At 58.8% G+C, this 22,397-nt stretch carries 22 protein-coding genes and 1 pseudogene; 11 read left to right on the top strand and 12 right to left on the bottom strand.

The features are described 5' to 3' along the window. Positions 1 to 5: 5 nt before the first annotated feature. The 4 genes from ACIQ39_RS10760 to gatC form a co-directional block, all read right to left on the bottom strand. On the bottom strand, positions 6 to 797 hold the full coding sequence (locus tag ACIQ39_RS10760) for a hypothetical protein (RefSeq protein ID WP_396434599.1): 792 nt from the start codon (positions 795 to 797) through the stop codon (positions 6 to 8). A gap of 347 nt (positions 798 to 1,144) precedes the next feature. Then, complete coding sequence (gene gatB / locus ACIQ39_RS10765) at positions 1,145 to 2,641, bottom strand: Asp-tRNA(Asn)/Glu-tRNA(Gln) amidotransferase subunit GatB (RefSeq protein ID WP_396434600.1); 1,497 nt, start codon at positions 2,639 to 2,641, stop codon at positions 1,145 to 1,147. Positions 2,642 to 2,752: 111 nt separating this feature from the next. Further along, a complete protein-coding gene (gatA, locus tag ACIQ39_RS10770) occupies positions 2,753 to 4,216 on the bottom strand; it encodes an Asp-tRNA(Asn)/Glu-tRNA(Gln) amidotransferase subunit GatA (protein ID WP_396434601.1) in 1,464 nt (487 codons plus the stop codon). Between the two features lie 3 nt (positions 4,217 to 4,219). Next, complete coding sequence (gene gatC, locus ACIQ39_RS10775; RefSeq protein ID WP_396434602.1) at positions 4,220 to 4,519, bottom strand: Asp-tRNA(Asn)/Glu-tRNA(Gln) amidotransferase subunit GatC; 300 nt, start codon at positions 4,517 to 4,519, stop codon at positions 4,220 to 4,222. A 209-nt stretch (positions 4,520 to 4,728) separates the two neighbouring features. On the opposite strand from gatC, the gene ACIQ39_RS10780 reads away from it, so the two are divergent. The 4 genes from ACIQ39_RS10780 to mrdA all read left to right on the top strand — a co-directional run bounded on the left by ACIQ39_RS10780 (position 4,729) and on the right by mrdA (position 9,314). Beyond that, complete coding sequence (locus ACIQ39_RS10780) at positions 4,729 to 5,772, top strand: rod shape-determining protein (RefSeq protein WP_295519713.1); 1,044 nt, start codon at positions 4,729 to 4,731, stop codon at positions 5,770 to 5,772. Between the two features lie 67 nt (positions 5,773 to 5,839). Then, positions 5,840 to 6,796, top strand: coding sequence for a rod shape-determining protein MreC (gene mreC / locus ACIQ39_RS10785; protein WP_396434603.1), 957 nt, complete (start codon positions 5,840 to 5,842; stop codon positions 6,794 to 6,796). Beyond that, entirely contained in the window at positions 6,793 to 7,314 is a 522-nt protein-coding gene (mreD, locus tag ACIQ39_RS10790) for a rod shape-determining protein MreD (protein ID WP_396434604.1), read from the top strand. Before mreC ends, mreD begins: the two co-directional genes overlap by 4 nt. Before the next feature lie 2 nt (positions 7,315 to 7,316). Next, a complete protein-coding gene (mrdA, locus tag ACIQ39_RS10795; RefSeq protein ID WP_396434605.1) occupies positions 7,317 to 9,314 on the top strand; it encodes a penicillin-binding protein 2 in 1,998 nt (665 codons plus the stop codon). A gap of 76 nt (positions 9,315 to 9,390) precedes the next feature. Here the strand turns inward: mrdA and ACIQ39_RS10800 are convergent, their stop codons facing one another. The 6 genes from ACIQ39_RS10800 to ACIQ39_RS10825 all read right to left on the bottom strand — a co-directional run bounded on the left by ACIQ39_RS10800 (position 9,391) and on the right by ACIQ39_RS10825 (position 13,377). Then, complete coding sequence (locus ACIQ39_RS10800; protein WP_396434606.1) at positions 9,391 to 9,807, bottom strand: VOC family protein; 417 nt, start codon at positions 9,805 to 9,807, stop codon at positions 9,391 to 9,393. 88 nt (positions 9,808 to 9,895) lie between these two features. Further along, positions 9,896 to 10,270 (bottom strand): hypothetical protein, encoded by a 375-nt coding sequence (locus ACIQ39_RS10805; protein ID WP_396434607.1) that lies wholly within the window; start codon positions 10,268 to 10,270, stop codon positions 9,896 to 9,898. A gap of 20 nt (positions 10,271 to 10,290) precedes the next feature. Further along, a complete protein-coding gene (locus tag ACIQ39_RS10810; RefSeq protein ID WP_396434608.1) occupies positions 10,291 to 10,662 on the bottom strand; it encodes a TraR/DksA family transcriptional regulator in 372 nt (123 codons plus the stop codon). A gap of 116 nt (positions 10,663 to 10,778) precedes the next feature. Beyond that, positions 10,779 to 11,429 carry a glutathione S-transferase family protein gene (locus ACIQ39_RS10815; RefSeq protein WP_396434609.1) on the bottom strand — a complete coding sequence of 217 codons (651 nt, stop codon included), beginning with the start codon at positions 11,427 to 11,429 and terminating at the stop codon, positions 10,779 to 10,781. A gap of 182 nt (positions 11,430 to 11,611) precedes the next feature. Continuing rightward, positions 11,612 to 12,382 carry an ATP-binding cassette domain-containing protein gene (locus tag ACIQ39_RS10820; RefSeq protein WP_396434610.1) on the bottom strand — a complete coding sequence of 257 codons (771 nt, stop codon included), beginning with the start codon at positions 12,380 to 12,382 and terminating at the stop codon, positions 11,612 to 11,614. Then, positions 12,379 to 13,377 (bottom strand): Bug family tripartite tricarboxylate transporter substrate binding protein, encoded by a 999-nt coding sequence (locus ACIQ39_RS10825; RefSeq protein ID WP_396434611.1) that lies wholly within the window; start codon positions 13,375 to 13,377, stop codon positions 12,379 to 12,381. Before ACIQ39_RS10825 ends, ACIQ39_RS10820 begins: the two co-directional genes overlap by 4 nt. A 188-nt stretch (positions 13,378 to 13,565) precedes the next feature. Here ACIQ39_RS10825 and ACIQ39_RS10830 point away from each other — a divergent pair, with 188 nt between their 5' ends. From ACIQ39_RS10830 to ACIQ39_RS10860, 7 genes and pseudogenes are all read left to right on the top strand, one after another. Continuing rightward, positions 13,566 to 14,558, top strand: coding sequence for a PQQ-dependent catabolism-associated beta-propeller protein (locus ACIQ39_RS10830; RefSeq protein ID WP_396434612.1), 993 nt, complete (start codon positions 13,566 to 13,568; stop codon positions 14,556 to 14,558). Continuing rightward, positions 14,555 to 15,820, top strand: coding sequence for a branched-chain amino acid ABC transporter substrate-binding protein (locus ACIQ39_RS10835; protein ID WP_396434613.1), 1,266 nt, complete (start codon positions 14,555 to 14,557; stop codon positions 15,818 to 15,820). The genes ACIQ39_RS10830 and ACIQ39_RS10835 overlap by 4 nt, the downstream gene beginning before the upstream one ends. Then, entirely contained in the window at positions 15,802 to 16,656 is an 855-nt protein-coding gene (locus ACIQ39_RS10840; protein ID WP_396434614.1) for an ABC transporter permease, read from the top strand. The genes ACIQ39_RS10835 and ACIQ39_RS10840 overlap by 19 nt, the downstream gene beginning before the upstream one ends. Positions 16,657 to 16,677: 21 nt before the next feature. Continuing rightward, positions 16,678 to 17,478, top strand: coding sequence for a quinoprotein dehydrogenase-associated SoxYZ-like carrier (locus ACIQ39_RS10845; protein WP_396434615.1), 801 nt, complete (start codon positions 16,678 to 16,680; stop codon positions 17,476 to 17,478). Next, the gene (locus tag ACIQ39_RS10850) at positions 17,475 to 18,458 is read left to right on the top strand and encodes a quinoprotein relay system zinc metallohydrolase 1 (protein WP_396434616.1); all 984 of its coding nucleotides are present in this window, start codon (positions 17,475 to 17,477) and stop codon (positions 18,456 to 18,458) included. The genes ACIQ39_RS10845 and ACIQ39_RS10850 overlap by 4 nt, the downstream gene beginning before the upstream one ends. Before the next feature lie 262 nt (positions 18,459 to 18,720). After that, positions 18,721 to 20,409: pseudogene (locus ACIQ39_RS10855) on the top strand (PQQ-dependent methanol/ethanol family dehydrogenase). A 348-nt stretch (positions 20,410 to 20,757) separates the two neighbouring features. Further along, on the top strand, positions 20,758 to 20,946 hold the full coding sequence (locus ACIQ39_RS10860; protein ID WP_396434617.1) for a c-type cytochrome: 189 nt from the start codon (positions 20,758 to 20,760) through the stop codon (positions 20,944 to 20,946). Between the two features lie 87 nt (positions 20,947 to 21,033). On the opposite strand, the gene ACIQ39_RS10865 is transcribed toward ACIQ39_RS10860, so the two are convergent. After that, positions 21,034 to 21,738: a hypothetical protein gene (locus ACIQ39_RS10865; RefSeq protein WP_396434618.1), complete on the bottom strand. Its 705-nt coding sequence runs from the start codon at positions 21,736 to 21,738 to the stop codon at positions 21,034 to 21,036. Next, a complete protein-coding gene (locus ACIQ39_RS10870; RefSeq protein WP_396434619.1) occupies positions 21,735 to 22,274 on the bottom strand; it encodes a hypothetical protein in 540 nt (179 codons plus the stop codon). Before ACIQ39_RS10870 ends, ACIQ39_RS10865 begins: the two co-directional genes overlap by 4 nt. Between the last annotated feature and the right edge of the window lie 123 nt (positions 22,275 to 22,397).

Below are 22,397 nucleotides of genomic sequence, written 5' to 3' on the forward strand. Positions count from 1 at the left end.
AGCCATTAAAATTTAAAACCTTGCTTAGGTGTTTGTATTGGAAAAATTGACATTTTTACTCCTTCTTTGGCGCTAAGGCCAAAATCAATTCTTACAGGATAGCCGTCAATTTCTCTGACAGTTATCGTTAATTCAGAGTCTTCCTTGTCTTTCTTGACCTTGGTGAATTGAATAATTGGAACCCGTTGATTGTTGACTACGAACGTTCCTTTTTTCGAAATAAAATCTGTTTTATAGATTTTCTTTGCATCGAGTAAATTAATAGAAATTGCGTTCGGTATAAATTTGGAGTCAACCCATAAATAGGGCAGACTGTTCATGTCCGTAACATTTCCTTCAATTTGAAGCTCTTTAACAAACTGATTATTTTTTAAAAAAGTAACCTTCTTTTTGGAAGGCAGATAGGAGGTGGCATTTAAATCCATCTTGCTGCCACGTTTTTCACTAATAATTAAGCCTTGTAACCCCCCCTTGGTAACGATGCCTGACGATTGCCGAATTATTTTGTCTAAACTTGAAACCAGGGAAATCGCTTTAGGTATCTCAATTGAGGAAGAAAGAGTATAAATTTTTCCGTCCGATTTGATTTCGTGTGTGAAATTTTCAAATCTTATTTCGCTGCCCACGACTTTGGCTGCAAACTTTGTGGTGGCTGATGAGTCTTTATTTGGATTAAGTTGTATTATTAATCCATATTCAATATTTAATTCTCTGAACGTGTTTTGAAGCGTTGATGCTGATACTGGAAGGATCAGGAAAATAAAAGAAGAAAAAACAAAAAAAATAAATTTTTTCATATTGTCGCGTGACCTATTCAATGTGCTGTAAATTCAAGATGAAATGTGCTTTTTTTTACTTGGCGGATTCAAAAGTGAAGTACAACAACCTGGATTGCAATCGATTTGATCGGCGAGTTGTGGGCTGTTCATTATCAGTTCACGATAGACCGACGCGGGTGATTATAGCCCTAAGCCCTTAGGGGCGCGGTGGCTGATTTAGTGGCGATTGTGTCCAGCCTCATAAGCATATGACTTAAGGATAATGAATTGTTTTCGCACCGGAGCGATTATGGCTCAGATTTTTGATAACTTATAGCGGGCTCAAATTTTGAGCCACCAGCGTATAAAGTCATGCTCTGAAAAGCTCAACTCAGCTTCTTCATCAACAAAGCATTCACCTGCGCCGGATTGGCCTTGCCCTTGCTGGCTTTCATGATGGGGCCGACCAAGCCGTTCAGGGCTTTGGCATTGCCCGCCTTGAACTCTTCCACGTTTTTGGGGTTGGCAGCCAAGACGTCGTCGATGATCTTTTCCAGCTCGCCGGTGTCGTTCATCTGTTTGAGGCCCTTGGCTTCGATGAGGGCGTCGACATCGGCTTCGCTACCGGAGGGGCCTTCTTTGTTCCACAGACCTTCAAACACCTGCCGCGCTGCGTTGTTGCTGATGGTGTTGTCGTTGATGCGGCCGATCAGGGCGGCCAGTTGCGCGGCGCTCACCGGCGCTTGCTCAATCGTCATCTCGCTGGCGTTCAAGCGGCGCGAGACTTCGCCCATGATCCAGTTGCTGGCCAGTTTGGGCTGGCCGCAGGCAATGGCTGCGGCTTCAAAGTAGGCGGCGACCGCCTTGCTTTGCGTCAGCTGTGTGGCGTCGTATTCGGGCAGGGCGTAGTCTTTGACGAATCGCTCGGCCATCACGCGGGGCAACTCGGCCATTTCGCTTTTCACGCGCTCGACCCAGTCGCGGCTGATCACCAAAGGCGGCAGGTCCGGGTCGGGAAAGTAGCGGTAGTCGGCGGCGTCTTCTTTGGTGCGCATGGCGCGGGTCTCGCCCGTGTCGGGGTCGAACAGCACCGTGGCTTGTTGGATGGCGCGGCCGTCTTCGATTTGCTCGATCTGCCAGCGCACTTCATAGTCAATGGCTTGCTGCATGAACTTGAAGCTGTTCAGGTTCTTGATCTCGCGGCGCGTGCCCAACTCGCCACCGGGTTTGCGCACCGACACGTTGGCGTCACAACGGAAACTGCCTTCTTGCATGTTGCCGTCGCAGATGCCGATCCAGGTCACGATTTTGTGCAGCTCTTTGGCGTAGGCCACGGCTTCGTCGCTGCTGCGCATGTCGGGCTGGGTCACGATTTCCAGCAGCGGTGTGCCCGCGCGGTTCAGGTCGATGCCGGATTGGCCCCGTCCATCTCCGATGGACGCTCCCAAGCTCGAATCCTCGTGCAGCGATTTGCCCGCGTCTTCTTCCAGGTGGGCGCGCTCTAAGCGCACGGTTTTGCGCACGGTCTCTTTGCCTTCTTCCAAAAAGAAGGACACCTCACCGCCTTGCAACACCGGGATCTCAAATTGGCTGATCTGGTAGCCCTTGGGCAGGTCGGGGTAAAAGTAGTTTTTGCGCGCAAAAATGCTGCGCTCGGCGATGTGCGCGTTGATGGCCAGGCCGAACTCGATGGCACGCTCCACCGCGCCGATGTTCATCACCGGCAGCGTGCCGGGCAGGGCCATGTCCACCGCGCAGGCTTGTGTGTTGGCCTCGGCACCAAAGGCGGTGGGGGCGCGGCTGAAAATTTTGCTTTGGGTGGAGAGTTGGGCGTGTGTTTCGAAGCCGATGACGACTTCGTAGCCTTGGACGAGTTTGCTCATGGTGTGTTGATCCGTTGAATCACAAATGGCCTGTGGCCGTCACTGCGAGTGGCGCATGCGACAAGGCAGACCTGGATCGCCGCGCTTCGCTCGCGATGACAATGGCCACGTTCATGCCACGTTGCCCGGCTTTTGCAGGTGCCAATCGGTGGCTTGCTGCAAGCGGTGTGCGGCGTTCAGCAATTGGGCTTCCTTGAAATAGTTGCCAATCAGTTGCATGCCCACGGGCATGTTGCCCGAGCCAAAGCCAGCAGGCAAGCTCATGCCGGGCAAGCCAGCCAGCGAGGCGGGCAGGGTGAAGATGTCGGCCAGGTAGTCGGCCACCGGGTCATTGGCGTTTTCGCCCAACTTCCAGGCGACAGACGGGGCCACGGGGCCGGCGATCACGTCGCATTCCTTGAACGCGTTTTGAAAGTCGTCAGCAATCATGCGGCGGATTTTTTGCGCCTGCAAATAATAGGCGTCGTAGTAGCCGTGGCTGAGCACGTAAGCGCCGGTCATGATGCGGCGTTTGACCTCGTTGCCAAAGCCTTCGGAGCGGGTTTTTTTGTACATGTCCACCAGGTCGGTGTAGTCCTTGGCGCGGTGACCGAACTTCACGCCGTCAAAGCGGCTCAGGTTGGAGCTGGCTTCGGCCGGGGCAATGATGTAGTAGACGGGAATGGACAGCTCGGTGCGCGGCAGGCTGATAGGCACCAGCTTGACGCCCAGCTTTTCATACTCGAGCAAAGCGCCGTCCAGCGCAGCGCGCACATCGGGGTGCAGGCCTTCGCCAAAAAACTCTTTGGGAATGCCAATGCGCAGGCCTTCAATCGAGTGGTTCAAATTTGCGCTGAAGTCTTCAGCGGGCATGTCCAGCGAGGTCGAGTCGCGGTCCAGGTCGGGGCCGCACATGGCGCTGAGCAAGAGGGCGCAGTCTTCGGCGCTGCGTGCCATGGGGCCCGCTTGGTCCAAGCTGGAGGCAAAGGCGATCATGCCGTAACGGCTGGCGCGGCCATAGGTCGGCTTGATGCCGGTGATGCCACAAAAGCTGGCGGGCTGGCGGATCGAGCCGCCGGTATCGGTGCCAGTCGCTGCGGGTGTCAGACGTGCCGCCACCGCCGCGGCGCTGCCGCCCGATGAGCCGCCGGGCACGCGGGTCGTGTCCCAAGGGTTGGTCACGGTGCCATAGGCCGAGTTTTCGTTGGCCGAGCCCATGGCGAACTCGTCGCAATTGAGCTTGCCCAAGCTGGCCATACCCGCTTGCGCCAAGCGCTGCACCACGGTGGCATCAAAGGGCGAGCGGTAGCCGCTCAGGATTTTGGAGCCTGCGGTGGTGGCGAAATCGCGGGTAACAAACACGTCTTTGTGCGCCACGGGCACGCCTTCAAGCGGGCCGGCGGTGCCAGTGGCCAGTTTGGCGTCCGAGGCGCGGGCCTGGGCCAGCGTGACTTCGCTGTCGATGTCCAAAAAGGCGTTGTGTGGGTTGCCGCCTGCGCGCGCCAAAAAACGGGTCGCCACTTCGACGGCGCTGACTTGTTTGGACTTTAAAAGTTCGGCCAGCGCTTTCACGCTCAAGTTGTGCAGATCACGCATGGCTTACTCGATGACTTTGGGGACCAAGAACAGGCCGCGCTCGACGGCGGGGGCGCTTTGCTGGTTCAGATCGCGTTGGTTGGTCTCGCTGGCCACGTCGGGGCGCAGGCGCAGCGTGATGTCCTGAATGGCGGCCACGGGGTGGGCCATCGGCTCGATGCCGGTGGTGTCCACCGCCTGCATGGCTTCAACCATGCTAAAAAAGCCATTGATTTGCGTGCGCATGCGCTCAGCTTCCTCGGTTTTGAGTTCCAGCCGGGCGAGGTTGGCGATCCGGGCAATATCCTGTGGGGTCAACGACATGGTTAAAAAGGTTTAGGGTAGGGTGTTTTTCGGTGCATTGGGCAGCCCTGGGGCCGCGAAAAGACAGGGGCATCGGGTATTATCCTGTGTTTGCTGAATGGCTCAGAATGCCTTGCCAAGCACCCATTTTCATACACCCCGTTTGACCGATGTGCCGCCCAATGGCTGGTTTGCGCCAGCGCATCGGGTTGGAGCACCAAAGGATTTGCATGTTTTCCTCTTTCCGCCGTTATTTTTCCAGCGACCTGGCCATTGACTTGGGCACAGCCAATACCTTGATTTTTGTGCGCGACAAAGGCATCGTGCTCGATGAACCTTCTGTCGTTGCGATTCGCCACGAAGGCGGGCCGCAGGGCAAAAAAACCCTGCAAGCTGTCGGCCACGAGGCCAAGGCCATGTTGGGCAAGGTGCCCGGCAACATTGAGGCCATTCGCCCCATGAAGGACGGCGTGATCGCCGACTTCACGGTGACCGAGCAAATGCTCAAGCAGTTCATCCGCATGGTGCACCCGCGCAGCACGTTTCGCCCCAGCCCTCGCATCATCATTTGCGTGCCTTGCGGCTCGACCCAGGTGGAGCGCCGCGCCATTCGCGAGTCGGCATTGGGCGCTGGTGCCTCCGAGGTTTACCTGATTGAAGAGCCCATGGCCGCAGCCATCGGTGCCGGTTTGCCGGTGTCGGCTGCATCCGGCTCGATGGTGGTGGACATCGGCGGTGGCACGACCGAGGTGGGGGTCATTTCTTTGGGCGGCATGGTCTACAAAGGCAGCGTGCGCGTGGGGGGGGACAAGTTTGACGAGGCCATCATCAGCTACATCCGCCGCAACTATGGCATGTTGATCGGTGAGCCCACGGCCGAGTCGATCAAGAAAAACATTGGGTCAGCCTTTCCGGGCAGTGAAGTCAAAGAGATGGAAGTCAAGGGCCGCAACCTGTCGGAGGGCGTGCCGCGCAGCTTCACCATCAGTTCCAACGAAATTCTGGAAGCCCTGACCGATCCGCTCAATCAAATTGTTTCGGCCGTCAAAACCGCGCTGGAGCACACCCCCCCCGAGTTGGGTGCCGACATCGCCGAGCGCGGCATGATGCTCACCGGCGGTGGCGCTTTGCTGCGCGACCTGGACCGCTTGCTGGCCGAAGAAACGGGCTTGCCCGTGTTGGTGGCCGAAGACCCGCTGACCTGTGTGGCACGGGGTTGCGGCATGGCGCTGGAGCGCATGGACCAGCTGGGCAGCATCTTCACCAGCGAGTAAGCCCCTTCCAGGAGCGGCCAAGCGGTTTTCTGACTTTCTCATGCCCCCTTTCCGGTGCAATTGATCCATGGCCCTGGATACGTTTGAGCGCAGCACACCGCCGATTTTTCGGCCAGGCCTGTCGACGACTTCAAAAATGCTTTTGTTGGGCTTGTTGGCGGTGTTGTTGATGGCGGCAGATCACCGATTGCACATTTCGCAACCATTGCGTTCGGCGGTGGCATTGGTTTTGGCTCCTATGCAATGGTTGTCCTTGCAGCCTGGCCGATTGATCCGCACCAGCGCGCATTACTTTGGCAACTTGGACGAGGCGCAAGATGCCATTGCGCTGTACCAAAGCCGCACCATTGCCCAAGCGCAGCGCTTGCAGCAAGTGGAGCAGTTGAATCAAGAAAATGCACACCTGCGCCAATTGCTCGACTTGCGTACGCAAACCGCGGGTCCGGCCAAGGCGGTGCAGGTGCTTTATGTCACCGCCGATCCGTACACCCGTCGGGTGGTGGTGGACCGGGGCCAACTTGCGGGCATTGTTCGTGGCTCTGCGGTGATTGACACGGCGGGTGTGGTGGGACAGGTCACACGTGTTTACCCCTTGACCAGCGAAGTCACTTTGTTGATTGACCGCAGTCAAAGCATTCCGGTCATGAACACCCGCACAGGCAGTCGCCATGTGGCCAGCGGGGACCCGTTCACCTTTGGCGGCTCTTTGGACTTGAAGTTTGTGCCGGCAGGGGCCGATGTGCAAAAGGGCGACTTGCTGACCACCAGCGGCATTGATGGGGTGTACCCGGCAGGCTTGCATGTGGGCCGCATTTTGCGTGTCGACCGGCAGGCTGACTCCACCTTTGCTCGGGTCCATGCGGTGCCCATGGCCAGCGAGCGCGGACGGCATTTGTTGGTGCTGGTGCCGGTGCAAGATTGGCCCGATGCGGCGGCCTCTTTTGGGCCTGCAACGGGAGCAGTGGGTACTGGTAAAGGCAAGGCATCTGCAGCAGCAGGGGTGGGCAAGGAGATAAAACCATGATCATGCCTGCGGGTCGCCCCTTGCTATTGCCTGCCAATCCCAAGTTCATTGCGTTGACGTTTTTGTTGGCCTTGCTGTTGAACATGTTGTTGGGCTTGTTGAGTTGGAATGGGCTGCCCGATGTGCTGGCCATTGTCTTGGTGTTCTGGTCGGTGCACCAACCTCGGCGCGTGGGTTTGGTGTTGGCTTTTTTGCTGGGCTTGGCCATGGATGTGCACGAGTCGGCGTTGATGGGCCAAAACGCTTTGTCTTACGTGGTGTTGTCGGGCATGGCCGCATTGGCGCAGCGGCGTTTGCTGTGGTTTCCGCTGCGCGAGCAAGCTTTGCAAATACTGCCACTGTTTTTGGCAGCGGCTGTTGTGGAGTGGCTCTCGCGCTTGATTGCGCATGGCGCTTGGCCCAATTGGACCCAGTTGCCAAGCCCTTTTTTGCAAACGCTGCTGTGGCCTGTCGTGGGCGCTTTGTTGCTGGCCCCCCAGCGACGGGCGTTTGAGCGTGACGATATACGGCCGCTGTGACCATGACTTTGCACATGCCTTCGCTGTCGGAGTTGCGCGACACACGCATGGAAATCGACCGATTTCAAGGCCGCGTGGTGGTGGTTCAGTGGCTGGTCTTGTTGTGCTTTATTTTGTTGGCCACGCGCTTGGTGTACCTGCAAATTTTTCGCCACGACGACTTGATGGCGCAGGCCGAAAGCAACCGCACCGCTGTGCTGCCGACGGTGCCACCAAGGGGCAATATTTTTGACCGCAACGGTTTGGTTTTGGCCAACAATTATTCGGCCTATACCTTAGAGATCACGCCCTCTAAGGTGACAGATTTGGAAGTGACCATCGATGAGTTGGCGCAGTTGGTAGACATTCAGACCCGCGATCGCCGACGCTTCAAGCGCTTGCGCGAGGAGTCCAGGAGCTTTGACTCGCTGCCCATTCGCAACCGCTTGAGCGATGAAGAGGTGGCCCGATTCAGTGCGCAGAGCTACCGCTTTCCGGGCGTAGAAATTAAGGCCCGCCTGTTCCGGCAATATCCTTATGGCGAGGTGGCCAGCCATGTGATCGGCTACATCGGCCGCATCAACCAGAGCGACAAAGAGCGCATCGAGGAAAACGACGACACGGCCAATTACAGGGGCACTGAGTACATCGGCAAATTGGGGGTCGAGCGGCACTACGAACGCGAGCTGCATGGCATCACGGGCATCAACCAAGTGGAGACGTCAGCGGGTGGACGAGCCATCCGAAGCCTGTTCAACCGGCCAGCCGTGCCCGGAAAGAACGTGGTTTTGTCGATCGACATCCAGTTGCAAAAATTGGTTGAAGACCTGTTTGGCAACCGACGCGGGGCCTTGGTTGCGCTGGACCCGAAGACAGGCGACGTGCTGGCTTTTGTGAGCAAGCCGACATTCGATCCCAATTGGTTCGTGGATGGCATCGATGTGGACAACTGGAAAATGCTCAACGAATCGATTGACAAACCCTTGCTGAACCGGGCGTTGCGCGGCACCTACCCGCCGGGTTCGACTTACAAGCCTTTCATGGCTTTGGCAGCCCTGAGCACGGGCAAGCGCAAGGCCAACACGGTGGTCTACGACACCGGATCGTGGACCTACGGCGGGCATACTTTTCGCAGCCATGGCGACGGCGGCCTTGGCCCGGTTGACATGCTCACATCCATTGTCAAGTCGAGCAATGTTTACTACTACGCGCTGGCCAATGATTTGGGGGTGGATGCTATCCATGACTTCATGCGGCCACTGGGCTTTGGCCAAATCACGGGCATCGACTTGCCTGGTGAAGTGCGCGGCATCCTGCCCAGCACCGAGTGGAAACGCAACTATTTCAAAAATCCCGAGCAAAAGAAATGGTTTGGCGGCGAGACCATATCGCTTGGCATTGGCCAAGGCTACAACACCTTCACCATGCTGCAGTTGGCTTCGGCCACCGCCACATTGGCCAACCATGGGGTTCAATTCAAACCGCATGTGGTCATGGCCACTCAAGACGCAGTGACGCACACGCAAACACAGGCGTTTGCCCAACCACCGCTGGATTTGGGCTACAAAAGCGAGCACTTGGATGTGGTCCGTCAGGGCATGGCGGGTGTGGTGACCTCGGGCACTTCAGCGCGTGTTTTTGAGGGTGCGGCCTACACCAGTGCGGGCAAAACGGGCACCGCCCAAGCCGTGACGATTGGGCAAAAAGACAAATACGATGCGAGCAAGTTGTCTGAGTACCAGCGTGACCATGCTTTGTACATGGCTTACGCGCCGGCCGAAGCGCCGCAGATTGCGCTTGCCGTGGTGGTTGAAAACGCGGGTTTCGGTGCGGCCTCTGCTGCGCCCATAGCAAGGCGTGTTTTTGACTACTGGCTGTTGGGTCAATACCCCAGCGTGGAGGACATCGCAGCGACCCAAAAAGGCCAGTCATCCAAACCGATAGGCAAGCCAAGGGCCAAGCAAGATGTGCCCTTGATTGAGCCTGCCGCCCCGCCTGTGCAGGTGCCGCCAGCACGTTGATGCCGTGTCGCTTGCCAAAACATCAGGGCGGGCCAGCACAGTGCCGTAAGCGGTGGCGGCAGGTTGGCCGCTGGGGTCATCGGTTGGCGTAAACCGTGTCCAAACGGGCAAAACCTTTGATCTCTATGGGGTTGCCAAACGGGTCCATGAAAAACATGGTCCATTGCTCGCCAGGCTGGCCCTCAAAACGCAAATGCGGCGGCACCACAAATGCCATGTTGGCCGCTTGCAGGCGATCGGCCAGATGTTGCCAATCGTCCCTTTGCAAGACCAAACCAAAGTGCGGCATGGGCACCAAGTGCTCGCCCACGTGGCCTGTCAGGCTGGTTTTGAAAGGCTCACCCAGGTGCAGCGAAATTTGGTGCGAAAAAAAGTCAAAGTCCACCCAAGTCTGGGTGGAGCGGCCTTCTTGGCAACCCAGCACACCGCCATAAAAGCGGCGTGCCTCGTCCAAGTCGGTGACATGGAAGGCGAGGTGAAAGAGACTGTTCATGCTGCCAAGCATAGCAGCCAGCCCAGCACTGGGGCTGCCGCAAGCGCCCGAACAAGCCCAGATGCAGGGGCCTGAATGCAGGTGAGGTTCAGACCTGTGTCGGGTCTGCGGCCATCGCGTCGTATTTTTTGAAGTACTTTTTGGCCATGGCCACCAGTTGCGCGTCAGAGGGGTGGTCGCTGGCGATGCTGTCCACGACAGCCGCTGCAATGCCTTTTTGATGGCTTGTGCACCAGTTGCGAAATTCGTTGCGCGCCGAACCGGGTCCAGTCACCAGCACTTCGTGGGCGCCTGTGAGGGCTTGGGCCACCTCGGCATAAAAGACAGCCATGTCACCGGCCTTGCCTTGGTGTTTGTGGTGGCTGCGCGCTGGGACGCGCTGGGCCTGTACGTGCTCACGGTCAAACATGACGACATGGGCTTCTTGGTGGTCCATCCAGACCACAGCATGAAAAGTGCGCATCAAAATCCTGGGTTAAAAAATCAACGGCGCTGCTCGGCCACAGTCTGGCAATCGATGCAGCGTTTGGCGGTCGGGTAGGCGTTCAGGCGTGCAGGCGGAATGGTCACGCCGCAGTCGGTGCACTGGCCATAGGTGCCCGCATGAATGCGTTTCAGTGCGGCTGCCAGGTCTCCCAGCTGGGCGGTTTCGTGTTCGTTCATGGCGAACTCGTCATCGCGTTCAGAAATGGCTTGGGCCCGGTCATCAAAATGGCGCATGTCGTGTTTTGCGGCCATGTCGGCGCGCGAGACCAGGCCGCCGCGCTGCTCGGCGATGCGCTGCAGCAGTTGCGTGCGCTCTTGCAAAAGGCGCTCGCGGTAGAAGGAGGGGCTTGGGGTGCTGGATGGTGTCATGGACTCATCCTAGACACCTGGGGTGACGCGGCATTGATCTGGGTCAACCCCCGCGCCTGCCGGGTCGCCGTCATGGGCAAGGGGTTGATGCGCCTCAAGTGCTCAAGCGCAAGGCCTCAGTTTTTGGTTTTCATGCGCGCCATCATCAATTCCATATTGGCTTTGCGGTCGGCGTTCACGGTTTGCATGTGGGGCCGCTCGCCCATCATTTTCAAGTAGTCGCGCACCGGCAAATCGGCCAGGAAGTCTTTGCCATAAACGACTTTGGTGGCGCTGGCCACCAATGGCAGGTGTGTCACGGCGGCGCAGTCGGCCAGGCTCAAGCTGTTGCCCGCGATGAAGGGCGCGAACTTGGCCAACTTGGCAAAAGCCGCCACGCTCTTTTCGAGCTGCGCTGCGGTTTTCTCTTTCACCGCGTCGCTCACCTTGCCGCCAAAAAAGGCTTCGGGGTACAGGTTGCGTGCGACCAGCTCCAGGTGCAGGTCCAGAAACAGCGCCAATTCGCGCACCTTGGCCGCGGCAAAAGGGTCAGCAGGGATCAAGGGGTTTTGCGGGTACTTTTGCTCAATGTATTCCAGCATCACGGCCGACTCGCACACCGCGCCATCGGGGGTCTTGAGGTAGGGCACTTTGCCCAAGGGGCTGGCTTGGGTATCCGTCGCGCCCACCCAGGCCAACTCTTCTACAAAAGGCACGCCTTTTTCGAGCAAGGCGAGTTTGACTTTGTTGTGGTAGTTGCTGGCTGCAAAGCCGCAGAGTGTGAGCATGGTGACCTCTGGTGGTTTAAAAAAAGCAGCGTAGTGCCTCGATGGGCTTGGGCGGGTCGCCAACATGACGGCGTTTGTATCTGTTGGATTTGTCTGGCAAAAGCATCTTTGCGCTGTTTCGTCAGCGTCGAACAGGATGCGTCTTTTGTGTGGTTCAAGCCGTGTGGTTCAAGCCGTGTGGTTCAGGCCCGCGTCAAGCTCAAAAACGCTGCTTGCACGTCGCTTTGACCGGTCTCGGTCAACAGGTCACTCACCCGGCCTTCATGCCGAACTTGGCCTTGGTGCAGCACGATCACTTTGTCAGCGTTCGCCACCTCCTCGACCAAGTGGGTGGCCCACAGTGTGGCCACGCCTTGGGTGCGCTGCAGCGTTTGCACCGCCTGCAAGAGTTGCACCCGCGAGGCCGGGTCTAGGCCAACGGTGGCTTCGTCCATGAGCAGCACCGCTGGGCGATGCAGCAGAGCGCGCACCAGCTCCACTTTTCGACGATTGCCGCCAGACAAAGTGCGGCAGGCCTGGCGCAAATGGCTCAGCAGTCCCAGACCCTCCAGACCTTGGTGAATGCGTTGCTCGGCCAGGGCGCGGGGAAGGCCGTGCAGGTCGGTGTGAAAGCGCAGGTTCGCTTGCACGCTCAAATCAAGGTCAAGAGCGGGTTGTTGGAAAACCACTCCCAGATGGGTCAGTGCCTGGGGTGCAGCGGTGCGCAGGTCGTGGCCCATGATGTGGATGCTGCCGCTGTCGGGTGCAAACAAACCGGTGAGCAATTGCAGCAATGTGGATTTGCCAGCGCCGTTGGGTCCCAGCAGGACCACGCGCTCACCTGGGGCCAGGCTCAAACTCAAGTTGCGCAGGGCCACGTGGCCTTGGTAGGCTTTCGTCAGCGACACGGCGCGCAAGGGCAAGGCCTGTGGGGGCCGGTCTGAGGTCAGGGTGTCAAAGTTGGCAGAGGTCATTCGGTCAAGAGTTTCATGCGCTGCAGCAATTTTCGTTCGTGTTGGGTGATCTGGATCAGCGACTGTTTGTACGCCAGACTGTCCAGATAGTTGGCCTCTTGGTCATAGCGCTGCAGCTCGGCTATGTGCCTGGCGCTGAACATGGCCGCTTTAAAGGCGTCGTGCAATTGGCCGAGCACCGCTGGGGGGGTGCCTGCAGGCGCTGCCAAGCCCCACGGCGAGTGGAAAACGGCTTGCGCAAAACCCAACTCTTTCATGGTGGGCACTTGCGGCCACCGGGCGCTGCGTTGCTCGCTGAAGACCGCCAGCAGGCGCAATTTGCCCTGCTCGACCCAAGGTGTGAAGCCGGTGGAGTTCACCCCGGCCATGATGTTTGCGCTGGCGAGGGCCAGCATTTGGTCGGTGGTGCCTCTGAAGGGGACGTGGGTGTAGGTGATGTTTTGGGCTCCCAGCAGATCCTCCATGGCCAAGTGCGGGGTGGAGCCGATGCCGGTGGAGCCCAGCATCAATTCGCCCGGACGGGCACGCGCCCAGTCCAGGAGGTCCTGCACCTTCTGCCATGGGCTGTGGCTGGGTACCAGCAGGCCAAAGGTGGTGCCCGAGACCTGCAAGATGGGACTCAAGTCGGTCAGTGGGTCCCAGGGCACTTTGTGCATGAGGGCGTGGCGCAGCACGGGCAGCGGCAATTGGCCAATGGTGTGGCCGTCAGGTGCGGCCGCTTTAAGCAAGGGCGCTACCAGCGTTCCTGCAGCGCCAGGGCGATTGATGACCACCACCGAATGCCCCAAGTGTTGCCCCGCCTCTTCAGCCAGCACCCGCATGCTCAGGTCGGTGCCGCCGCCTGCAGGCCAGGGCACGATGAGCTGGATGGGCTTTTGTGGCCAGCCGCTGCTGGCCTTGCTCCAAGCGGGCCACACCGCCATGCCCAGTGCCATGGCCTGGCGCAAGGCATCGCGGCGGGTGAGGGGGGGCGGGTTTTTCCGTAAAAACTTCATGCCAACGGACTAGCAAAATGCACGCCAGTGGCGACGGCTTTTCAAACAACAAAACAAGGGCGTCCTTGGTCAAAACAAGCTGGCCAGGCAGTTTTTTGGCACAAGACTTGCGGAGGGCTTGGCAGACGCACAGCAAAAGGTGTGTCAAAACGGAGCACTTTTTCCATTTCATCCAGGGGACGTTTTTCATGACTTCAAGCCCACTTTGTGTCGCACGCCTGCCTGCATGGCGCAGATTGACGCTTGCCGCTTTGTTGTGTTGTGCCGGTTGGGTGCAAGCTTCCAGCGTTTATGTGTCCTCTGAGAAAGACAACCAGGTGCTGGTGTTCGATGCCGCAGGCAAGTTGCAATCCAGGATCGATGTGTGCAAGCGCCCGCGCCACATGATGTTCAGCAAAGACCAGTCCAAAATTTATGTTTGCTGTGGTGACAGCAACCAACTCGGCGTGGTGGACCGGGCCAGCGGCAAGATGGTCGACACCGTGGCTTTGGGGAACAGCCCAGAGATCTTTGACCTGAGTCCGGATGGTCAAGTGGTCTATGTCTCCATCGAAGACGACAGTGTGCTCGCTGCTTACAACCTGACCACCAAAAAGCCCCTGTTCGAAGTCAAAACAGGGGGGGAGCCCGAGGGCGTGATGCTCACCCGGGATGGGCAGTTTGCCTACGTCACATCTGAAGAGGCCAATTTGGTCCATTTGGTAGATCTGCGCAGCCAAAAAATCGTCAAGGACATCAAGGTGGGCAACCGCCCACGGCGCTTTGCCGCCTCGCCCGATGGCAGCGAAATATGGGTCAGCAATGAGTTGAGCGCCAACGTCTCGGTGATCGATGCCAAAACCCACACGGTCAAGGGCAACGTTGCTTTCGAGATCAAAGGCATGCGGGCCAATGACATCACGCCGGTGGGCGTGGTCATGACGCGAGACGGCAAGACCGCCTGGGTCAGTCTGGGTCGAGCCAACCATGTGGCCGAGGTCGATGTGGCCACGCGCAAAGTGCGCCGCACCGTGCTGGTGGGCAAGCGGGCTTGGGGCTTGGCCATGAGTCCAGACGAAAAAAAACTGTATGTGACCAATGGCTTGTCCGATGACATGAGCTTGGTGGACACCCAAGCTGGCAAAGCCATCCGCACCGTGGCCGCAGGTCGCGTGCCTCACACACCCTTGGTAAGCCCATGACACTCGGACCAGAGCCACAGCCTCGGGCCGTTGGCCTGCGTGTCATCTGGACAGGCCTGAGCGCGGACGCGATCAAGGCCTGTTTGCTGCCCTGTCTGATGGTCTTCGTTTGGCTGGTCATGGGCTTGACTGCGGTGCCCGCGGCACAGGCTGGCACCCACACGGTGGCCTTGGTGTCGCTGCAAGACGATGCCCGTTACCAAGGTCGCAGGCTGGAGCGGGGCTACCCCGGACACCCGGCAGGGCGACTGCTGCATGCCGTGCAACTGGGGGCGGCAGATGCTGAGGTGGGTTTGCGCGCTGCTGGTCAGTCGATCAAGGTGGTTGAGGCCAGCGCTGGCAGCGCGGCGGATTTGGGCAAGTTGTTGCAACAACTCAAAACCGATCGTGTGGCTTACTGGGTGGTCGATGTCCCTGAGGCCCAATGGGCGCAAGTGGTGCAAATCGCAGGCAGCAGTGCCTTATTGGTCAATGCCAGTGCCACCGCCGATGCCTTGCGGGGCAGCCAATGCGCGGCCATGCTGTTTCACACCTATCCCAGCCAAGCCATGCTGGCGGATGCGCTGGCCCAATACTTGGCCTACCGTGCTTGGCGCAATGCCTTGGTGCTGCAAGGTCCTGAGCCCGCCGACCAACGTCAGGGCGAAGCTTGGCAGCGCGCAGCCAAACGTTATGGCATCAAAACGGTGGGCACCAAAGCGTTCAAACTCTCAGGCGATCCGCGTGAACGCGACTTGGCCAACCCGCGATTGCTCACCAATGACCGCAAGCACGATGTCGTGGCGGTGATGGATGCCGATGGCGAGTTTGCTCGTTTACTGCCCTACGCTACGCAGCAGCCCCGCCCGGTGGTGGGCGCCAATGGTTTGGTGGCTGTGGCATGGCATGCGCAGTGGGAACGCAACGGCGGCCCGCAAGTCAACCGCCGCTTTGCACGCTTGGCCCAGCGCCCCATGGTTGGGCAAGACTGGGCCGCTTGGGTGGCCGTCAAATCCATCGCGGCTCTGGTGAGCGATCACAGCAAAGCCACCTTGCCCGAACAAGCCCGCTTGCTGCGCAGTGGCCAGGTGTTTGTGGATGGGGCCAAAGGACCACGCTTGTCTTACCGTGCTTGGGACGGCCAGTTGCGCCAGCCCTTGTTTTTGAGCCACATGGACGGCGTGGCGGGAACTGCGCCGCTGGACGGCGTCTTGCACCCAGTCGAAGTGATGGACACACTCGGTGTCGATGAAAAAGAAAGCGCATGCAAAGCCAAACCCTGACCGATCCACAAGCGCTTGTCGCCCCGCCAAGCCTTGTCGCACACCTGCTGCGGGCCATGCGGGCTGTGGTTGGGCGCGAGATTCACAAGTTCTTGCGTCAACCCGCACGCTTGGCCTCAGCCTTGGTGCGACCGCTGCTCTGGTTTGTGGTGTTTGCCACCGGTTTCCAGAACGTGTTTGGCGTGTCCATCATCCCGCCCTATGAGACCTACATCGAATACAAGGTTTACATGTTGCCGGGTTTGCTGGGCATGATCGCGCTGTTCAATGGCATGCAAAGCTCGTTGTCGCTGGTGTACGACCGCGAGATGGGCCTGATGCGTTTGCTGCTCACAGCACCCTTGCACCGCGCTTGGTTATTGGGCTTCAAATTGTTGGCGGGCACCAGTTTGTCGGTCTTGCAGATGGTGGTTTTTTTGGGTGTGGCTTACTTGCTGGGGGTGGATGTGCTTGTGCTGAACGCTTTGTTGGCGCTGCCTGCCATGGTTTTGGCTGCCGTGCTCATGGCTTCGATGGGCTTGGTGTTGTCGGTGTATGTGCGCCAGTTGGAAAATTTTGCAGGGGCGATGAACTTCGTGATTTTCCCGATGTTTTTCATCAGCTCGGCCCTGTACCCCCTGTGGAAGTTTGAAGAAGCCGGTGCCTATTGGTTGCACCAGATGGCGCTGCTCAACCCCTTCACACAAGCGGTCGAGACGATGCGTTTTGCCCTGAACGGGCAAATCTACCCCATGGGCTGGGCCGTGGGGGTGCTGGGAACTTTGGCCTTCTTCGCGCTGGCCGTGCGTGGCTACGACCCGCAGCGGGGCTGGATGAAGCAGCGCGGCGCATCGTGAAAAAAATCAAAGGGGGAAAAAATGAACAACTCATGGAGCCGCCGCCGTGCCTTGACCGGGCTGGGTGGCATGCTGGGGGGGGCGGCTTGGGGTCAAGTGGAGGACCCCACAGGGGGTGATCCACTGGGTTCGATGCAGTGGCCGGTGTTGGTCAAAAAGCATCTGGCCGGGACCAACTGGCGCTTCACCGATGAGGTGTTGGTCAAAGGCCCCGAGTTTGCCGAAGATGCGATGAATGTGCCGATCTTGCTTGACGCGCGGGCCTTGGTGCGCACGGCTGGCCCCATTGACATGATCCGCCTGCTTGCCGACCGCAATCCAATCCAGCAAATCCTCGACTTTGAGCCGCTGGGCAGCTGGCCTGTGCTGGCTTTTCGTTTTCGCATGGAGCAAGGCTCGCCCGTGCGCGCCTTGGTGCGCACCCGCGATGGCCGTTGGCATGTGGGGCAGACTTGGGTGAATGCGGCAGGTGGTGGCTGCACTGTGCCTGGCATCACGCGGGCCGACGGTTCCTGGAGCCGAACCCTGGGGCAGGTGCAGGCACGGGTTTTTCGCAACGTCATCGATGGCGGCACCCGCCTGCGCCTGCGCGTGATGCACCCGATGGACACCGGGCTGGTGGCGGGCATCCCGAGTTTTCACATCGAGCAACTGGAGTTGCGCAACCCCCAGGGTCAGCCGGTTTGGCGATTGGCGCTGTCTGAGCCGGTTGCAGAAAACCCTCTTTTGACTCTGGAGCTGGGCGATGCCGTGCGTGGCCCGTGGCAACTCACCGGGCGCGACAACAATGGCAACCGCATTCAAGCGCAGGTGACCGCATGACAAGCAGTGCTGCGGGCTGGGCAGGGATCTTGTTTTGGGCCTTGTTGGGCAAGCCTGCCGGGGCGGTCGATGTGGCGCGGCTCGATTACCAATTGCAGCCACGTTGGCTGGCGCCGAGCACTTGGGTCTTGGAGGGCGCTGTTGATGACTTCAGCCGAGCCAACGGATGCAACATCATCAACACCGCATTTTTGAGCAATGCTGCGGGCACTTTGGTGATCAACACCGGCCCCTCTCGCATGTATGGCGAACAGCAGCGCGCGGCGCTGAACCGCGTCACGGTTCAGCCCGTCAAGCAAGTGGTGAGTCTGAATTTGCACCCCGATTATTTTTTGGGCAACCAAGCTTGGGGCGATGTGCCCACCGCCGCCTTGCCTGGCAGCCGCGCGGGCATGCAGGCCGAGGGCAAGGCTTATGAAGACAACCTGTACCGACTGTGTGGTGACTGGATGCGCGGCACCGAGTTTCGCCCTTCGCGCGAAGACATCCAGCCCGGTCGCTTCGATTGGGGTGACCACGCCATGGAGTGGGTTCGCCTGCAAGGCCACACAGACGATGACCTGGTGCTGATCGATCGCACCACGGGTGTGCTGTTTGCTGGGGGCCTGGTGTTTGCCGAGCGTGTGCCCACGGTGCCTCATGCCCAGCTGGGGCGTTGGATCGCCAGTTTGCAAGTGATGCGCCAGTGGATCACCCAAGGTCAAGTCAAAACGGTGGTGCCCAGCCACGGCCCGGTTCACACCGGCACCCATGGGCTAGACCAGACGCTGGACTGGCTGCAATGGTTGCACACGCGCATGCAGACCAGCGCGGCAAAGGGTCTGGACATTTCGGAAGTCTTGCACCTGCCCATACCCGAGCGCTTTGCCCGGTGGGCGGCCTTGCGGCCAGAGTACTCGCGCAATGTGACCACGTTGTACCCGCGCTATGAGACTGAACAGTTTTCATTGCAGACTGCGCCGACTGTGACACCCCAGTGATCCAAAGTTGAACAGCGCGATGCCCCCGGGGTGTCAAGCTGTTGAACGGGGCTCCCAGAAGCAACATATTTATAAGGGTTAGGCCTGATCTTTGGGCGCGTCCCAATGGCCTTGTTGATGGCACGGTATTTGCCAAGCACAGCACACGACGCATGCCCGCGCAGCAGGACCGGTTGGCAAGTCGTTTATTTTTTTCAACGCTCTGACCCGTCTGTCAACAGGAGACGCCACTGTGAAACACAAACTTTTAAGCCTGCTCGTCATGATGGCCGCCGCGCAAGCGGGGGCTCAAGTGACCAGCGACATGATTGGCAAAGATGCCACCACCACCAACGACGTGCTGTCGTCGGGGCTGGGCACACAGGGGCAGCGCTTTTCGCCACTGACCGACGTGAACGCCAAAAGCATCAGCAAACTGGTGCCCGTGTGGTCCATGTCTTTTGGTGGCGAAAAGCAGCGCGGCCAACAATCACAGCCCCTGATCCACGGCGGCAAGATGTTCGTGACCGCCTCTTACTCCCGCATCTTTGCGCTGGACGCCAAGACCGGTAAAAAACTCTGGAAGTACGAGCACCGTCTGCCCGAAGGCATCATGCCTTGCTGCGACGTGATCAACCGGGGCGCTGCGCTGTTTGACAATTTGGTCATCTTCGGCACGCTGGACGCTCAATTGGTCGCGCTGGACCAAAACACCGGCAAGGTGGTGTGGCGAGAGAAGATCGACGATTACTCTGCAGGCTACAGCTACACGGCAGCACCCTTGATTGCCGATGGCTTGTTGGTGACGGGTTTGTCTGGTGGCGAGTTTGGCGTGGTCGGCCGAGTCGAGGCGCGTGACCCCAAGACCGGAAAAATGGTCTGGACACGCCCCGTGGTCGAAGGCCACATGGGCTACAAGGACGGCAAGGAAAACGGCATTTCCGGCTCCACCAATGCCACCTGGCCTGGTGACACCTGGAAAACCGGTGGAGCCGCACCATGGATGGGCGGCACGTTCGACCCCAAAACAGGCTTGGCGTATTTTGGTACAGGCAATCCCGGTCCTTGGAACAGCCACCTGCGCAAAGGTGACAACCTGTACTCCACCTCGACGGTGGCCATTGATGTGAAAACAGGCCAGATCAAATGGCACTAGCAGAACACCCCCAACGACGGTTGGGACTATGACGGCACCAATGAGTTCGTCTTGTTCGACATGGACGGCAAAACCATGGGCGGCAAAGCCGACCGCAATGGTTTCTTCTATGTGAACGATGCCACAACCGGCAAGTTGGAAAACGCTTTCCCGTTTGTTACCAAAACCACCTGGGCCAATGGCATTGACTTGAAGACAGGTCGTCCCAACTTCGTGCCTGAAAATCGCCCAGGTGACCCGACAGGCACTGGTGGCGATGGCCAAAAAGGCAAAGCCGTGTTTGCAGCCCCGGGTTTCTTGGGCGGCAAAAACCAGATGCCCATGGCCTACAGCCCCAAGACCAAGTTGTTCTACGTGCCGTCCAATGAGTGGGGGATGGAAATCTGGAACGAGCCTGTGACCTACAAAAAAGGCGCGGCATTTCTGGGCGCGGGTTTCACCATCAAACCTTTGTACGACGACTACATCGGGTCCTTGCGCGCTGTGAACCCCAAGACCGGCAAGATCGAGTGGGAAGTCAAAAACGAAGCCCCGCTGTGGGGTGGCGTGCTGGTGGCCGGCGACTTGGTGTTCTGGGGCACGCCTGAAGGCTACCTGAAGGCCGCCGATGCCAAGACCGGCAAAGTGGTCTGGCAGTTCCAGACCGGCTCGGGCATCGTGGCGCCGCCCATCACCTGGAAAGAAGGCAATGAGCAGTATGTGTCCGTGGTCTCTGGCTGGGGTGGTGCGGTGCCGCTGTGGGGCGGTGAAGTGGCCAAGAAGGTCAACTTTCTTGAGCAAGGCGGTTCTGTTTGGACCTTCAAGCTGCTGAAGTGATCTTCTGACCGTGCCCTGGAAGTGATTCGCGCAAGTGGTCACACCAAGGCAAGGCCCAAAGCGCATGGCCCACCAGGGCTTTGTGCTGCGGCCGCAGCATCCGGGCAGTCTTTTGCGCACCAGAGCAGGCGGCTGCTTTTTTGGCCATGAGCTGCACAGGCGCTGCTTGCTTACAGCACGGGCCTGGCGTGTAGTTGCCAGACAGAAAGACATGAACATGAAAACCCGATCCAGCCTCGTGTTGCTGGCCCTGTGCGGGGCTGCCGCTGGCGTAGCGCAAGCAGCCGATGCACATGCCATCCTCAAAGACAACGGATGCATGTCCTGCCATGCCAAAGACGAAAAATCGTGGGATCCTCATTTGGGGTCATGGCGGACAAATACCGCAACGACAAGGATGCCGTGGCCACTTTGATGCAATCCATCCAGAACGGCGCGAAGGGCAAGTGGGGCCGAATCCCCATGCCTGCCCATCGAAACATGAGCCAGGATGAGCTGAAAGTGGTGGCCACGCACATTCTTGCGAGCAAGCCCTGATCGGGTGTGATGTGGCCTCTGGGGGTTCAACAATGTGCGCACAAATGCACACGTTCAGGCGCCGTCCGTTTTGACCTCCCTGTTGCTTCAGCGAACCCGCTCCGCCGTCAATGCCCCGCCGGTTAAAAACCCAGCCAGCACTTTTTCTTCCCGCGTGAATTTGACCAAGCCCTGGCCTTGGCAATACCACTCGTGGCTGGTCAGGGGCACGTCGGTAAAACCGTTGACCGGGTCGGTGTAAAGGTTCAAAAAGGCCTCGCCCACCACATGCAGGCAAGGCTGTAAAACCTCGCCGCTGGCCAGTTTGAGCTGTTCTTGGTCGGACACGATCCGCCACGTCATGGTGGTTTTGTGGGTGTACCGAAGGTCGCGGGGGTACTCGTTTTTGCGCATCAGTAAATAGGGCACGGTGGTCGTGGTCCATTCGGTCCCGGTTTGGTAGGGGGCCTTGAGCACCCACATGGCCGCTGGGTCCGCTTGCGGTTCCCGGTCGATGTCGGTTTGATGGGCGACACGGCGCACACCTTGTTCATCCACTTGAAAAAAATAGGCCACGCCTTGCGAGTGGTGACGCACCGCATGGGTCTGGCCGCGCCACAGGACCGGCTCGCGCGTGCGCAAGGTCCACACTTCCTTGTCTTTGCCGGCCTCCTGGTTGTAGCGCACTTCATAGCGCGTGACGTCCCCTGCACGCAGGGGAAACCAGTCAGGGCCTGCCTGGGGCGAGCAGGCACTGAGCAGCAATGCGCACAGCGATGCGCCAGCCAGGGCAATGGGTTGGATGCTGTTCATTTTTCGGGCAATTGCGCACGCGGCAAGTCGCTGAGTTTGATCTGGACTTTGTCGTCGTTGGCCGGTCTCAGCCAAGGCAGGCCTGCCGGGCCTCGGCGCGGCTCGGTGGTGCCGATCTGGGTGTTGCCGTCGCGTGCTTTTTTGATGCCGTCGCCCAAAATGCGGTGCAGGTCTTTTTCGTAGGGCAGGCGGTGCACGCGGGGCAAATCGAGCGCTTCGTGGTCTTTGAGTTCATTGACCCAGATGTAAATGGCCCCCGGGTGCTGGCGTGCCGGGCTGGGTTCGTCAAACACGGCCGACAGCAGCACAAAGCGAGGGGGCAGGGCATCGTCGGCAGGCCAGCCCGCGATGCCGCGCAACACCTGGTTGTGCAGCAGGAAAAACCCACTGACGACCAGCACCATGACGGCCTTGACCAGCCAATGCCAACGTGTGGCCAGGCAAAGACACAAGAGTAAAAAGGCGAGCAGAGCGTAGGCGATGCCCAGCCAGAGCAATTCGGTGGTGGTGCTTGGAATCATGGGGGGGTGTTTCATCCTATTTCCGGCAGTTGACGTTGCATAAACCGGCCGCAAGCTAGACTGGTAGCCAGTTTCAACGGATTTACAGAGGTCACCAAATGGGTGAAGCCAAAAGACGCCAACTCGCTGTCCAAACGC

Origin of the sequence: Limnohabitans sp., from assembly GCF_044361645.1 — a bacterium.
In the GTDB taxonomy this organism is placed as follows: Bacteria; Pseudomonadota; Gammaproteobacteria; order Burkholderiales; family Burkholderiaceae_C; genus Limnohabitans_A.